This window comes from Bacillus halotolerans, from assembly GCF_001517105.1.
Lineage (GTDB): Bacteria > Bacillota > Bacilli > Bacillales > Bacillaceae > Bacillus > Bacillus halotolerans.
The window spans coordinates 1,013,093-1,026,941 of the sequence record NZ_LPVF01000008.1 but is presented as its reverse complement, the minus strand read 5'-3'; the positions used below and the strand labels follow the sequence as shown (position 1 = coordinate 1,026,941).

The 13,849-nt window shown below is 41.5% G+C and carries 12 protein-coding genes; 5 read left to right on the top strand and 7 right to left on the bottom strand.

Translation table 11 applies throughout. From position 1 onward, the window contains the following. Positions 1–258: 258 nt before the first annotated feature. The 7 genes from gyrA to dnaA all read right to left on the bottom strand — a co-directional run bounded on the left by gyrA (position 259) and on the right by dnaA (position 9,320). Positions 259–2,730: a DNA gyrase subunit A gene (gene gyrA / locus AU387_RS07620; protein WP_044160296.1), complete on the bottom strand. Its 2,472-nt coding sequence runs from the start codon at positions 2,728–2,730 to the stop codon at positions 259–261. A gap of 211 nt (positions 2,731–2,941) precedes the next feature. Beyond that, positions 2,942–4,858, bottom strand: a complete 1,917-nt coding sequence (gene gyrB, locus AU387_RS07615; protein WP_024123584.1) for a DNA topoisomerase (ATP-hydrolyzing) subunit B — start codon at positions 4,856–4,858, stop codon at positions 2,942–2,944. Between the two features lie 55 nt (positions 4,859–4,913). After that, entirely contained in the window at positions 4,914–5,159 is a 246-nt protein-coding gene (gene remB, locus AU387_RS07610) for an extracellular matrix regulator RemB (RefSeq protein ID WP_059335354.1), read from the bottom strand. 17 nt (positions 5,160–5,176) lie between these two features. Beyond that, a complete protein-coding gene (gene recF / locus AU387_RS07605; RefSeq protein WP_024123582.1) occupies positions 5,177–6,289 on the bottom strand; it encodes a DNA replication/repair protein RecF in 1,113 nt (370 codons plus the stop codon). A gap of 15 nt (positions 6,290–6,304) precedes the next feature. After that, the gene (rlbA, locus tag AU387_RS07600; protein ID WP_003219264.1) at positions 6,305–6,520 is read right to left on the bottom strand and encodes a ribosome maturation protein RlbA; all 216 of its coding nucleotides are present in this window, start codon (positions 6,518–6,520) and stop codon (positions 6,305–6,307) included. 131 nt (positions 6,521–6,651) lie between these two features. Then, positions 6,652–7,788, bottom strand: coding sequence for a DNA polymerase III subunit beta (dnaN, locus tag AU387_RS07595; protein ID WP_010332674.1), 1,137 nt, complete (start codon positions 7,786–7,788; stop codon positions 6,652–6,654). 191 nt (positions 7,789–7,979) lie between these two features. Further along, complete coding sequence (gene dnaA, locus AU387_RS07590; RefSeq protein ID WP_003242674.1) at positions 7,980–9,320, bottom strand: chromosomal replication initiator protein DnaA; 1,341 nt, start codon at positions 9,318–9,320, stop codon at positions 7,980–7,982. 630 nt (positions 9,321–9,950) lie between these two features. Between dnaA and rpmH the strand changes: the two genes are divergently transcribed. The 5 genes from rpmH (at position 9,951) to mnmE (ending at position 13,831) form a co-directional block, all read left to right on the top strand. Then, complete coding sequence (gene rpmH / locus AU387_RS07585; RefSeq protein WP_003178075.1) at positions 9,951–10,085, top strand: 50S ribosomal protein L34; 135 nt, start codon at positions 9,951–9,953, stop codon at positions 10,083–10,085. A 147-nt stretch (positions 10,086–10,232) separates the two neighbouring features. After that, positions 10,233–10,586, top strand: coding sequence for a ribonuclease P protein component (gene rnpA / locus AU387_RS07580; protein WP_010332672.1), 354 nt, complete (start codon positions 10,233–10,235; stop codon positions 10,584–10,586). 141 nt (positions 10,587–10,727) lie between these two features. Next, on the top strand, positions 10,728–11,513 hold the full coding sequence (gene spoIIIJ / locus AU387_RS07575) for a YidC family membrane integrase SpoIIIJ (RefSeq protein WP_081638392.1): 786 nt from the start codon (positions 10,728–10,730) through the stop codon (positions 11,511–11,513). Continuing rightward, positions 11,510–12,136, top strand: a complete 627-nt coding sequence (gene jag, locus AU387_RS07570) for an RNA-binding cell elongation regulator Jag/EloR (RefSeq protein ID WP_044160291.1) — start codon at positions 11,510–11,512, stop codon at positions 12,134–12,136. The genes spoIIIJ and jag overlap by 4 nt, the downstream gene beginning before the upstream one ends. A gap of 315 nt (positions 12,137–12,451) precedes the next feature. Continuing rightward, complete coding sequence (gene mnmE, locus AU387_RS07565) at positions 12,452–13,831, top strand: tRNA uridine-5-carboxymethylaminomethyl(34) synthesis GTPase MnmE (protein WP_059335353.1); 1,380 nt, start codon at positions 12,452–12,454, stop codon at positions 13,829–13,831. Positions 13,832–13,849: the final 18 nt, after the last annotated feature.

Below are 13,849 nucleotides of genomic sequence, written 5' to 3'. Positions count from 1 at the left end.
GCGATTTTATAATAAAACTTTGAATTAACAGGTACGTTTTGTCTTGTTTAGTTTTCAAAGAACTTTGTGCGCCTCTCTCGAAGCGACTACTTAATAGTAACATTTTTAGTTAACTAGGTCAACACTTTTTTAAAAAATGTTTTCATCTAGTAATGTCTATGTCTTTTAAAAGACAACAGAAATGATTATACCATAAATCTTCTCGTTGTAAAGAGTTTTTGATATAAAAAAGCGCAGCTGGTACGGCTGCGCTTTTTCTTAACTTTCTTCTGTCTCTTCTTGCTCATTTTCTTCATTATCATCGTTTTTCTCAACTAATGCGACTGTGGCCACATGCTCTTGTTCCGCCATTCTGATGAGACGTACACCTTGAGTTACGCGTCCGGTAGTTGAGATATCATTGATATCCATTCTGATCAGTACACCGCTGGCAGTAATAATCATCAGATCCTCTTCACCTTTGGTAGCTTTCACCGCTACTAAATGGCCGTTGTTCTCCGTGATTTTACATGTTTTCAGTCCTTTTCCGCCTCGGCTTTGAGTTCTGTATTCTTCAGCCGGAGTTCGTTTGCCGTAACCTTTCTCGGTCACGATAAGGACATCAGATTCTTCCTCTAATATTTCCATGCCGACGACAATATCGTCGTCAGTAAGGGTGATGCCTTTTACGCCTGCCGCTGTTCTTCCCATTTCCCTAACATCTGTTTCAGAGAAACGAATCAGCAGGCCGTTTTTCGTTCCGATGATGATTTGTTTTGTGCCGTCAGTAAGCCGGACACCCATTAATTCATCATCTTCACGCAGGCTCAGCGCAATTAAGCCGTTGTTACGGATATTAGCAAACTGAGACAGTGAAGTGCGTTTTGAAACCCCATGTTTTGTTGTGAAGAAGAGATAGAGATCTTCTTCGAATGCAGTGACTGGGATTATTGCGTTAATCCATTCACCTTTTTCTACCTCCAACAAATTGATAATCGGGATTCCCTTAGCAGTTCTACCGTATTCAGGAATTTCATACCCTTTTGAACGATACACTTTCCCTTTGTTGGAGAAGAAGAGAATCGTGTCATGTGTTGAAGTAGAAATCAGATGTTCAACGAAATCATCTTCGTTTGTCCCCATTCCCTGAACGCCTTTTCCTCCGCGCTTTTGACTGCGGTAAGTCGAAGCAGGCAGACGTTTGATATATCCGTTATGCGTCAGAGTGACAACGATGTTTTCTCTTTCGATGAGATCTTCATCTTCAATTGTTTCAAGGCCGGCAGTAACAATCTCAGTGCGTCTTACATCGTTGAAACGCTCTTTAATTTCTGTGAGCTCTTCACGGATGATCTCAAGCACTTTTTCTTCATTGGCCAAGATTTCTTTAAGCTCTGCAATTAATTTAATAAGGGATTGGTATTCTTCTTCAATCTTTTCTCGTTCCAACCCTGTTAAACGCTGGAGCCTCATGTCTAGAATAGCTTGGGCTTGTTTTTCGGTCAGCGAGAATTGTTCAATTAACCCTGTTCTCGCAATTTCAGCCGTTTGAGAGTTGCGGATAAGGGAAATAACTGCATCAAGATGATCAAGAGCAATCCTTAACCCTTCCAAGATATGCGCTCTCGCCTCCGCTTTACGCAATTCATAAGCAGTACGGCGTCTGATAACGACTTTTTGGTGATCTAGATAATGCACGAGGCATTGCTTTAAATTTAATACTTTCGGCTCACCGTCAACCAGCGCCAGCATGTTAATCCCGAAGGAAGTTTGCAGGGCCGTTTGTTTGTAAAGATTGTTCAGGATAACATGCGCATTGGCATCTCGTCTGATTTCAATGACAATCCGCATACCGTTACGGTCAGATTCGTCACGCAAATCAGTTATTCCTTCAATTTTCTTATCTCTGACAAGATCAGCAATCTTCTCAATTAGACGCGCCTTATTCACCTGATAAGGGAGTTCTGTTACTAAAATTCTTTCTTTCCCTGACGAAGTTTCTTCAATTTCTGCTTTTGCCCGAATCGTAATAGAACCTCTTCCGGATTCATATGCCTTGCGAATTCCGCTTCTGCCTAAAATTTGTCCGGCAGTCGGGAAATCCGGTCCAGGAATGAATTCCATCAGCTCTTGGATTGTTATGTCCTTGTTCTCGCTTACGGCAAGCACTCCGTCAATAATTTCTCCAAGCTGGTGCGGCGGTATATTTGTAGCCATTCCGACTGCAATACCAGCTGCTCCATTTACAAGCAGGTTCGGGAATCTTGACGGCATGACAACAGGTTCTCTCTCTGAACCATCATAGTTATCTTGATAATCAATCGTGTCTTTTGTAATGTCTCGCAGAATTTCCATGGCGATCTTAGACATTCTGGCTTCGGTGTACCGCATCGCAGCGGCTGAGTCTCCGTCTACAGAACCAAAGTTTCCGTGACCGTCCACCAGCATATAACGGTAGTTGAAATCCTGCGCCATTCTGACCATAGATTCATATACCGCTGAATCACCGTGAGGGTGGTATTTCCCGATAACTTCTCCGACGATACGAGCCGATTTTTTATACGGCTTGTCACTCGTCATGCCTAAATCATTCATCGCGTATAAAATCCGTCTGTGAACCGGTTTTAAACCGTCACGCACATCCGGCAGTGCCCGGGATACGATAACGCTCATCGCATAATCCAAAAAGGACGTGCGCATTTCCTGACTGATATTTATTTCACGAACTTTTGGTGTGTTTTGTTCACTCATTAAAAAACCTCCCTGAAGTATCACATGAAATTATGTGGGAGTAGATTGTCCATTATGATCTTCAATACGATTTCACTATTCTCCATTATATCAATAAACTTATACTTATACACATTAAATTACTAGAATATATAGGCTTCACAAGAATTCCTGCGTCCTGTCCCGTTCAGAAAAAAGCCTTATTTCTTATTGGAAATAAGGCTTTGTATTATTAGATATCGAGATTTTTTACGTATCTCGCATTTGCTTCTATGAAATTTCTGCGCGGTTCTACTTTGTCTCCCATCAGCATTTCGAACGTTTCATCCGCATCCATTGCATCCTCTAGAGTCACCTGCAGAAGCGTTCTTGAGCCCGGGTCCATAGTTGTCTCCCAAAGTTGGGTGGCATTCATTTCACCGAGACCTTTGTAACGCTGCAATCCAGGCTTAGGCGTTTGAGGAAGAGTTTGCAACAACTCCTCAAGCTGCTTGTCATTGTATGCATATTCAACACGTTTACCCTGCTGGACTTTGTAGAGCGGCGGCTGTGCGATGTACACGTAGCCATTTTCGATAATCTGACGCATATATCTGTAAAAGAACGTCAACAGCAATGTTCTGATGTGCGCGCCGTCAACGTCGGCATCTGTCATAATGACGACTTTGTGATAACGGGCTTTTTCCAAGTTGAAATCTTCCCCGATACCTGTGCCGAGTGCAGTAATCATAGAACGAACTTCGTTGTTAGAAAGAATTTTATCAAGCCTTGCTTTTTCAACGTTTAGGATTTTACCTCTTAGCGGCAAAATGGCTTGGAAATGCCTGTCACGTCCCTGTTTTGCAGATCCTCCGGCAGAGTCACCCTCTACGATATATAACTCGGAGATGCTCGGGTCTTTCGAAGAGCAGTCCGCTAATTTACCAGGAAGGTTTGAAATCTCCAAAGCACTTTTGCGGCGCGTTAATTCACGCGCTTTTTTCGCAGCCATTCTTGCTCTTGCTGCCATTAAACCTTTGTCAACGATTTTTTTGGCCGCATCTGGATTTTCCAGCATAAATGTTTCCAACGCCGCAGAAAATAACGTATCTGTGATCGTCCGCGCCTCTGAGTTGCCTAGTTTTGTTTTCGTTTGGCCTTCGAACTGCGGATCCGGGTGTTTGATCGAGATAATCGCGGTAAGCCCTTCTCTCACATCATCTCCGCTTAAGTTTGGATCATTTTCTTTTATGAGTCCTTTTTTTCTGGCGTAATCATTGATGACACGAGTCAGCCCCGTTTTAAAACCGGCTTCGTGGGTACCGCCTTCGTACGTGTTGATATTGTTTGTAAATGAGTAAATATTGCTTGTGTAGCTGTCATTGTATTGCAGAGCGACTTCAACCGTAATACCGTCCTTTTCGCCTTCAATATAAATCGGCTCTTCATGGACAACTTCTTTGGAGCGGTTTAAATACTCTACATAGCTTTTAATTCCGCCTTCGTAATGATACTCATTTTTGCGCTCTTGGCCTTCACGTTTATCTTCAATCGTGATGTTTACGCCTTTTGTCAAAAAGGCTAGTTCGCGAACACGGTTAGCAAGCAAATCATATTCATACTCAGTTGTTTCCGTGAAGATTTCAGGATCTGGAACAAAGTGTGTAGTCGTTCCTGTATGATCCGTTTCGCCAATAACCTCAAGATCAGAAACCGGGACACCGCGGTTATAGACTTGGCGATGGATTTTTCCGTCACGGTGAACAGTCACATCAAGCTCTGTTGATAACGCGTTAACGACCGAGGCACCTACACCGTGCAAGCCTCCGGACACTTTATATCCGCTTCCGTCAAATTTTCCGCCGGCGTGAAGCACAGTCATAATGACTTCAACCGCAGGACGACCCATTTTCTCATGAATACCGACTGGAATCCCGCGGCCATTATCAATTACCGTGATGCTGTTGTCTTTTTCAATTTGAATATTGATATCTGTACAATAACCGGCCAGGGCTTCGTCAATACTATTGTCGACAATTTCCCATACCAGATGGTGAAGGCCTTTACTGTTGGTTGAACCGATGTACATCCCCGGTCTTTTACGAACAGCTTCCAATCCTTCTAGTACCTGTATCTGATTTTCATCATAACTATTTTGCTGCTGTTCCATAGCCACGTTATTCACCTACACTTTTCTTAAACAATATATTCGTTATAAAAAATCACTAAGAATCTATTTCAACCATAAATTGCGCACGTTTTTTTAATGTGCTGGAAGATAAGGGAGAGTAATATATATTCTGAACCGTGACTACGATAGATTTGGGTGTGCCGTTTACGGAAGGCACCAGCTTGTGTATCTGTTTTTCCAGAAATTCTTCAACAATTGGCGACATGTTGGCTTTAAAATCAAAAATGCCAATAATATCGCGTGTTGAAACCACAAAATCATCACCTAAATGAATATACAATTGCCCACCTCATTTCTTCACTTCACTAACGTACCGTTTTGCACACGGAACATTCCTGCTTGCCGTAAGGTTTCGTGATCAATGCCATCAACGCTTGTCGTTGTGACAAACGTTTGTACACGGCCCTGGATGGTATGAAGCAAGTGCGATTGGCGATAATCATCCAGCTCACTCAGCACATCATCCAATAGTAAAATGGGATATTCTCCGATTTCTTCATGGATCAGGTCAATCTCAGCCAGCTTAAGGGATAATGCCGTCGTCCGCTGCTGTCCTTGAGACCCATACGTCTGCACATCGCGTCCGTTCACATAGAAAAGAACATCATCCCGATGAGGTCCAGACAGCGTGACGCCGCGCTCGATTTCTTTTTCTCTTAATTTAGAAAACGCTTCTTGATAGCTATCTCCTATTTTCGACAAGTCTTCAGGATCTGATACCTCAAGCGCCGTATGGTACTTCAGCGTCAATTCCTCAAGCCCTCTTGAGATGCCCGAATGGATAGGCTGCGCCCATTTTTCGAGCTGTGCCGTGAACTGCAGACGTTTTACGACGACTTTTGCGGCAACTTCAATAAGCTGATCAGTCAGAACATCAAGCATTGTTCTGTCAGTTTGTTTTCTTGTTTGCAGCTGTTTCAAAAAATGATTTCGTTGGGAAAGAATCTTCTGGTAAAGAGAAAGGTCATACAGGTAGACAGGAGAAACTTGGCCGATTTCCATGTCAAGAAATCTCCGCCTCACTTGAGGGCTTCCCTTTACAAGGTTTAAATCTTCCGGCGCAAACATGATGGTGTTGAGGGCGCCGACATACTGGCTGAGCTTTTGCTGTTCGATATGATTGACCTTGCCCTTTTTACCCTTTTTGGAGATGACGAGCTGCATCGGTATCGCTCCGTTTTGCTTCATCACTCTTCCCTCTATTTTAGCATAGTCTTTGTCCCATCGGATAAGTTCTTTGTCATTTGAAGTCCGATGCGATTTTGCCATGGACAAGACATAGATCGCTTCCATGAGGTTTGTTTTCCCCTGAGCATTTTCTCCAATGATCACATTTACTTTATTTTCAAATTGAAGCTCAGCATGTTCATAGTTGCGGTAAGATGTCAGTTCTAAGTTCTGGATATACAATCAGTGTCACCCGCTTTAATTGACGACTTGAAATGAACCAAATCCTTCAATCTCTACCACATCTCCAACATACAGCTTTCTGCCGCGGCGATTGTCCGGCTCATTGTTCACAAGCACTTCATGCTCGCTCAAAAACCACTTTGCCATGCCGCCTGACTGAATCACATCGGCTAATTTCAGAAATTGCCCGAGTGTAATCATCTCTGTATCAATAGAAATCGGATTTGCCATTATATCGACCTCTTTCAAATATCACTAATATCTAATTGTACTAAAAAAAAACGAATTAGGGAAAGGGAAAACTTGACGGAGCAGATTACGAATAGAAAAGCTGCCGAGCAGGTCGGCAGCCGTATATCGGATTAATAGGTTCTGACAGGGAGGATAAGCTGTACGATTGTTTCATCATTCGGCGTGCGAATTAAGAAAGGTCTCATAGCTCCTGTAAAGCTTACACGTATCTCTGCTCCTTCAAGCACCTTTAATGCATCCAGCATATATTTTGGACTAAATGAGATATTTAATTCCTCACCCTCGATTTGATCTGCAAGAACCGCTTCCACCACTTTTCCGATTTCAGGTGAATTAGAAGAAATCTCAATTGATTCAGCAGGTTTTGCAGAAAGCTTCACCACGTTATTGCGTCCTTCTCTGGCTAATAGAGATGCACGATCAATCGCCTGAAGGAATTCTTTGGTGTTCACAATGATTTCTGTCTTGCTCTCTTGTGGAATAAGGCTGGTTGTATCCGGATAATTTCCATCCAGCAGGCGTGAGAAGAACAAGACGTTTTTTGCTTTAAACAGAACCTGGGTTTCTGTGATGACGATATCTACAAGTTCTTGGTTGTCATCCAAAATCTTGCTGAGCTCAGTTAAGCTCTTACCCGGAATCACGACGTTATAGGATCTGTCTTCTGAAATATCAAGTTTCGCTTTTCTTAAAGCTAAACGGTGGCTATCCGTTGCAGTGCATAATAATTCACTTTTCTCCACTTTCCAGTTTACACCTGTCAAGATAGGACGTGTTTCTGAGGTGGACACCGCGAACACTGTTTGTCTAATTAGGTTTTTTAATAAATCCGTAGGGATCTGAATCGCATGATGCTCTTCAATCTGCGGCAAGTGCGGATACTCATCAGCATCAAGCCCATTTAGGTTAAATTCGGCTTTTCCAGAGCGGATAATCGTCAGATATTGATTTTGCACTTCGATTTCTACAGCTGCCATCGGGAGTTTTTTTACAATCTCACTAAAGAAGCGGGCTTGTAATACAATGCTGCCTGGCTGTTCAATCGTAACGATTTCTTTATCTCCTTCTTCTTTTGGAATAAAAGACTCGATGGAAATATCTGAATCGCTTCCAGTAAAAGATACCCCTTCATCTGAGGCAACGATCTTAATACCGGTCAAAATCGGAATTGTAGTTCTGGATGAAACTGCTTTTAATACATCTTGGACACTTTCAACAAGACGATCTTTTTGAATCGTAAATTTCATTTTTATCCTCCTAACGGATAATGTTTAATATATATATTTTTTTAAAAAAAGTAGTAGAAGTAATAGTAGGGCTTGTGGATTTGTGGATAAGTTGTGAAAAAGACAGGAAACACAGCCTATCCACATGTGGACAGACTGTGCATGACTTTAGAAAAGTTATTCACACTTCTCCCGATTTATCCCCGGCCCTATTATTTCAGCTGTTCCTTAATTTCTTTTACATGCTGCTGAAGCTGTTCATCATCTGCCAGCAGTTTTGAAATTTTTTCATGCGCATGAATAACGGTTGTATGGTCACGTCCTCCGAATTCCTCTCCGATTTTAGGGAGAGAGGAGTCGGTCATTTCTCTCGATAAGTACATAGCGATTTGACGCGGGAATGCTACCGATTTTGTCCGTTTTTTTGCTTTGAAATCCTCCAGCTTAATATTGAATTGCTGGCCTACTACTCTCTGAATTTCTTTTATTGTAATCACTTTCGGTTTTGAGGAAGGAATAATATCTTTCAATGCCTCAGCGGCCAGATCGGCATTAATATCTTTATTAATTAAAGATGAATAAGCAACGACCCTGATTAACGCCCCTTCCAGCTCCCGAATGTTGCTGTCGATTTGATTTGCGATATAAAGCATAACCTCGTTCGGAATATCCAAGCCTTCCGCTTTAGCTTTTTTTCTTAAAATCGCAATTCTCGTTTCTAAATCAGGAGGCGTGATATCTGTAATCAGACCCCATTCAAAGCGTGAACGCAATCTGTCTTCAAGTGTCGGAATTTCTTTAGGCGGTCTATCACTTGAAATGACGATTTGTTTGCTTTCTTCGTGCAGCGTGTTAAAAGTATGGAAAAATTCTTCTTGCGTTTGTTCTTTCCCGGCTAAAAATTGAATATCATCTATCAAAAGCACATCAACATTTCGGTAGCGATTGCGGAAATCAACTGCTTTATTATCCCGAATAGAGTTGATGAACTCGTTAGTAAATTTCTCAGAAGACAGATAAACCACTTTGGCAGAAGGATTATGATCTATTACATAATGGCCGATCGCATGCATTAAGTGTGTTTTCCCTAAGCCAACTCCCCCATAGATAAATAAAGGGTTGTATGCTTTTGCAGGTGCTTCCGCTACTGCCAGGGAAGCTGCGTGAGCGAATCGGTTTCCAGATCCGATGACAAAAGTATCAAATGTATATTTTGGGTTGAGCATATTTTGAGGAAAATCAGATGTATCTTCTTTTACCGCTTTTTTGACTTGCGGTTTTGGCATAAAGTCTTCGACATCTTGATTTTGAGGAATGACAAACTTAATGCTCAATTCTTCCCCGGTTAATTCATATATAGTATCTGCAATGAGATGCAAGTATCTGGACTCCAGCCAGTCTCTGGCAAATTCATTAGGAGCGGTAATTGTCAATGTATCTCCTTGCAGTGAGTGGGCTTTCGTTGATTTCATCCAAGTCTCGAAACTCGGTTTGCTCAATTTTTTTTCGATTTGAGCAAGGGCTTGGTTCCACAGGTCTAATATATTTTCCATCTTCCGGCACGTCCCTCCTTTTCTAAGAAAATAACGTCTTTTTCTGTTATAGAACACAAAAAAAGAGCAAATGGCGGTAACCATTCGTACACATTAAATGTTGAAAACATATAATATAGTAGATAAATAGCTTTTCGACAAATTTCACAACTTGTGGACAACTTTCTACACATACTGTGTGAAATCAATCCACAAGTTATCCACAGTTTGTGGATAATGAGTGAAAGCAAGATTAGTAATCAAGAGTTAAAACACAAATATAATACCAAATTAAACGAGAGCTTGCAATGGTTGTCATAATCTTATCCACAAAGCGGACAACCTGTTGAAAAAAATTTGTCCACAGGGGTTGGCGGTGTGAAAATGTTGTCGATAACCTTTGTGGATATTGAAAAAAGGGAAAAAAGATATCCACATCACGTATTTTCAGCTCAGAATGTTATTTGAATCAGGACTTTTTTTCGTTAATTTCAGGAATCTGAAAAATAAGGTTTCGAAAGTCGAGAAGGTATGGTATCCTATTATGGTTGCAAGAAATAAAAGCACTAGTTAAGTTGACAATGAATAGGTAACGCAAATATAATAAGTAAGACTGTCTTTAACAGCTATTCCTCGAGGGAGGTGTCATAAATGAAAAGAACATTCCAACCGAATAACCGTAAACGCAGTAAAGTTCATGGCTTCAGAAGCCGTATGAGTTCAAAAAACGGTCGTCTAGTTTTAGCACGCCGTCGCCGCAAAGGCAGAAAAGTATTATCAGCTTAGGCCACTGAATAATGTCAGTGGTCTTTTTTCACTTTAAGGGAAAAGATATATGTGATGTGTATGAGCAGGGGGATCTCCCTGTCTCTGCGCATCTCATTTTCAAATAAAATTAAAAGTTTCTGCCAGCCAGTATCGGAGTGAGTCAATTTGAAGAAGCGAAATCGTTTAAAGAAAAATGAAGATTTTCAAAAAGTGTTCAAGCATGGCACATCAGTAGCGAATCGCCAGTTTGTCTTATATACGCTTGATCAGCCTGAAAACGATGAGCTGCGCGTTGGTCTTTCCGTCAGCAAAAAAATTGGCAATGCAGTAATGCGGAATCGGATAAAACGTTTGATCCGGCAAGCTTTTCTAGAAGAGAGAGACAGGCTGAAGGAAAAGGATTATATTATTATTGCCAGAAAACCAGCAAGTCAGCTGACATTTGAGGAAACGAAAAAAAGTTTGCAGCATTTATTCAGGAAGGCCTCATTATATAAGAAAACTTCGTCAAAAAAGTAGATGCCACTGCTTTCTTAAAACTTTTAAAAGCGCTTCCTTTCTGGTTGATCAGAAAAAGACACCATTTAAAACTGAAAGATGCTAAAATACATACAAGTATGTTTTGTAATAAGAGAGTGTAAAGAATGATTATAGGAGGAAATGTTGTTGAAAAGGAGAATATGGTTGCTATTAAGTATGGTCGGCGTATTCATGCTATTGGCTGGATGCTCGAGTGTCAAAGAGCCGATCACTGCAGATAGTCCGCATTTTTGGGACAAGTACGTAGTATTCCCATTGTCTGAGCTCATTACGTATGTTGCGAAATTGACGGGAGACAACTATGGACTGTCAATTATTATTGTTACAATTTTAATCCGTTTATTAATTTTGCCGCTGATGATCAAGCAGCTGAGAAGCTCGAAAGCGATGCAGGCTTTACAGCCGGAAATGCAAAAGCTTAAAGAAAAATACAGCTCAAAGGATCAAAAAACGCAGCAAAAACTTCAGCAGGAAACAATGGCTTTATTTCAAAAGCATGGCGTCAACCCATTGGCAGGGTGTTTCCCGATTTTAATTCAAATGCCGATTTTAATCGGATTCTATCATGCGATTATGAGAACACAGGCAATTTCAGAGCACAGTTTCTTATGGTTTGACTTAGGAGAAAAAGATCCTTTCTATATTCTTCCGATTGTTGCCGGTGTTGCCACTTTCGTACAGCAAAAATTAATGATGGCGGGCAATGCGCAGCAAAATCCGCAAATGGCAATGATGCTTTGGATTATGCCGATTATGATCATTGTGTTTGCGATCAACTTCCCGGCGGCGCTTTCTCTTTATTGGGTAGTCGGTAACTTGTTTATGATTGCGCAAACTTTCCTCATTAAAGGGCCTGATATTAAAAAAGATCCTCAGCCGCAAAAAGCCGGAGGAAAGAAAAAGTGAGGAATGTGACTGCTGCAGGGCGAAATGTCGATGAAGCAGTACAGTCCGGATTACGAGAACTGCAATTAACGATAGATGAAGTTGAAATTACCGTTATTGAAGAGGGAAACAAAGGTTTTCTCGGTATATTCGGCAAAAAGCCGGCAATCGTGAAGCTGGCTGAAAAATTTGATCCAATTCAGGAAACAAAGATGTATCTTGAAAGAATTGCCGAATCCATTGCCGGAAAGTCTGATGTGACTGTAAAAGAAAGCAAAAAGGCAGTGAGTTTCCATATAACGGGTGAAAAAGCGGCATTGTTAATTGGAAAAAGAGGACAAACCTTAAATGCACTTCAAACTTTGACCCAGCTTGTCCTTAATCGTTATTCAGATCAGTATTTAAATGTGACGGTAGATGCAGAAAACTACCGTTTGAAAAGGAAAGAGACGCTGAGTCAGCTGGCTGTGAGACTGGCAGACCAGGTTTTGAAAACGAAAAAAGATGTTCATTTAGAACCGATGCCGTCCAGTGAAAGAAAAATCATTCATGATGCTCTTTCCAGATATGCAAATCAGCAGATCGAAACGTATTCAATGGGTGAAGGCGAAAATCGCCACCTCGTTATTTCCCAGAAAAGATAACATAAAACCGAAGTCCGGTAAAAATCGGAGCTTCGGTTTTTTTGTATAGAAAAATCTATTTTTCCTTGTAATATCAAGCTTTTTCCGTTTAAGTTTTTCCTTTTTAGGTGTATCCTGTTGATAAAAAGGAAGTTCAGGAAATAAAATTAATTGTTATTCACATGTGGATAAGTTAAAGTAATAAGGGATGAATTTCTAAGTCTGTGGATAACACATCTTCCACTTCGAACCAAACTATGTTATCTTTTAGTTTTGGCATAATAAAATATTTTTTTATATAGATGAATGAGAGTATAGAAAAGAGAGGTGAACAACATGGATACAATTGCTGCCATTTCTACACCGATGGGAGAGGGTGCGATTGCTATTGTGCGGCTGAGCGGACCGGAAGCCATCCAGATCGCCGACAGAATGTATAAAGGGCCGAAAGGAAAAATGATCAGCTCGGTCGAATCACACACGATTCATTACGGCCATATTGTAGACAAACGTACGGATCGGGTCGTGGAGGAAGTAATGGTATCGGTGTTAAAAGCACCGAGAACTTTTACACGTGAAGATGTTATAGAAATAAACTGCCACGGGGGAATTGTGACAGTAAACCAAGTGCTCCAGCTCGCCTTAAGAGAGGGAGCGAGACTGGCGGAGCCTGGTGAATTCACGAAACGCGCGTTTTTAAATGGGCGAATCGACCTTTCACAGGCGGAAGCGGTGATGGACTTAATCAGAGCGAAAACGGATCGGGCAATGAACGTCGCTATGAATCAAATGGAAGGGCGTCTCTCTGCTTTGGTTCGCCGTTTGCGCGATGATATTTTAGAAACGCTGGCCCATGTTGAGGTAAATATAGATTATCCGGAGTATGATGATGTAGAAGAAATGACACATCAGCTTTTAGTTGAAAAGGCAAGCTCCGTTAAAAAAGAAATTGAGGCGCTGCTTAGAACGTCTGAGCAGGGCAAAATTTTGCGGGAAGGTCTTTCTACTGTCATTATCGGCCGTCCGAATGTCGGAAAGTCTTCTCTTCTTAACAGCCTGGTTCAGGAGGCAAAAGCTATTGTTACCGATATTCCGGGTACGACACGGGATGTGATTGAGGAATACGTGAATGTAAGAGGTGTTCCGCTTCGTCTTGTTGATACTGCAGGTATTCGTGAAACAGAGGATATTGTTGAACGGATAGGTGTTGAACGCTCTCGTCAGGTTCTGAAGGAAGCAGACCTGATTTTACTTGTGCTCAATTATAGTGAAGAGCTTTCTGAAGAAGACGTGAAGCTTTTTGAAGCCGTTGAGGGAATGGACGTCATCGTCATTATGAATAAGACTGACCTAGAGGCGAAAATTGACATAGAACGTGTACGCGAGCTGGCCAATGGACGTCCTGTTGTAACGACATCTCTTCTAAAAGAAGAAGGCGTTAATGATTTGGAGGAAGCGATTCAATCGCTGTTCTATACAGGTGCTATTGAAAGCGGAGATTTAACGTATGTCAGCAATACACGCCATATTTCAATTTTACAGGAAGCAAAACGCGCCATTGAAGACGCGCTTAGCGGCATAGAACAGGATGTCCCGATCGACATGGTGCAGATTGATCTTACAAGATGCTGGGAGCTTCTGGGCGAAATCATTGGAGACGCTGTCCATGAAAGCTTAATTGATCAGCTCTTTTCACAGTTCTGTTTAGGAAAATAAATAAAGGAGGAACTAGAA

Excerpts from the sequence above, each read along its gene's own strand:
- gyrA (WP_044160296.1), bottom strand. The coding sequence starts at position 2,730 with ATGAGTGAACAAAACACACCAAAAGTTCGTGAAATAAATATCAGTCAG.
- gyrB (WP_024123584.1), bottom strand. The coding sequence starts at position 4,858 with ATGGAACAGCAGCAAAATAGTTATGATGAAAATCAGATACAGGTACTA.
- rlbA (WP_003219264.1), bottom strand. The coding sequence starts at position 6,520 with ATGGCAAATCCGATTTCTATTGATACAGAGATGATTACACTCGGGCAA.
- dnaN (WP_010332674.1), bottom strand. The coding sequence starts at position 7,788 with ATGAAATTTACGATTCAAAAAGATCGTCTTGTTGAAAGTGTCCAAGAT.
- dnaA (WP_003242674.1), bottom strand. The coding sequence starts at position 9,320 with ATGGAAAATATATTAGACCTGTGGAACCAAGCCCTTGCTCAAATCGAA.
- rpmH (WP_003178075.1), top strand. The coding sequence starts at position 9,951 with ATGAAAAGAACATTCCAACCGAATAACCGTAAACGCAGTAAAGTTCAT.
- spoIIIJ (WP_081638392.1), top strand. The coding sequence starts at position 10,728 with ATGTTGTTGAAAAGGAGAATATGGTTGCTATTAAGTATGGTCGGCGTA.
- mnmE (WP_059335353.1), top strand. The coding sequence starts at position 12,452 with ATGGATACAATTGCTGCCATTTCTACACCGATGGGAGAGGGTGCGATT.